Source organism: Brachyspira sp. SAP_772 (genome assembly GCF_009755885.1).
Lineage (GTDB): Bacteria > Spirochaetota > Brachyspiria > Brachyspirales > Brachyspiraceae > Brachyspira.
This window is the reverse complement of sequence record NZ_VYIX01000344.1, coordinates 1-548: the sequence shown is the minus strand read 5'-3', so window position 1 is coordinate 548 and position 548 is coordinate 1. Positions and strand designations below refer to the sequence as shown.

Annotated in this window: 1 pseudogene; it reads right to left on the bottom strand. The window is 22.8% G+C overall.

Annotated elements, in window-relative coordinates:
• A pseudogene (locus tag GQX97_RS14420) lies at positions 1 to 86 on the bottom strand (OXA-63 family oxacillin-hydrolyzing class D beta-lactamase); the annotation flags it as partial.
• Positions 87 to 548 lie beyond the last annotated feature (462 nt).

Sequence of the window (548 nt, the reverse complement as noted above, 5' to 3'; positions counted from 1 at the left end):
GTAGTTTCATTTGATATTTTTTCTGTATTTTTACAAGATATTAAAATAACAAAAATAAATATTAATATAAAATTTTTTTTAGACATTTCTAATCCTTGATATTTTTGCGGAGTATATATTAAATTTGTATGATTGTCAACTGCTATATAGTATTGCTTACAGAATTTCTAAAAAGTGCGGTAGTAAAAATAAAATTAAAAAATTATTTAGAAGTCCCACCCTTTATTTTTTATAGAGTATTTTTAAATTTTAATTTAAATTATTTTTTRTTGMYTRWTWAGAAATRTTAACKCCCGCCCAAGTTTTTATTAAGAAAAAAATCTATTTAACGCACGGTGAGCAAGTTTTGGTATTTAATAAATTTGGCATTTATAATTAATTTACTTATAAAATTTTATTTACCGTGCGGTAAGCTCTTTTGTAAATTTAGAAACTAAAATAAAGCCTTCATAGCAATATAGTATCTTCCATCTGTTGAGCCTTGAAAACCAAAGTAAACAGGGTCAAATTTTACATAAGCACTATATTCTAAACAAAATAAATCTTTA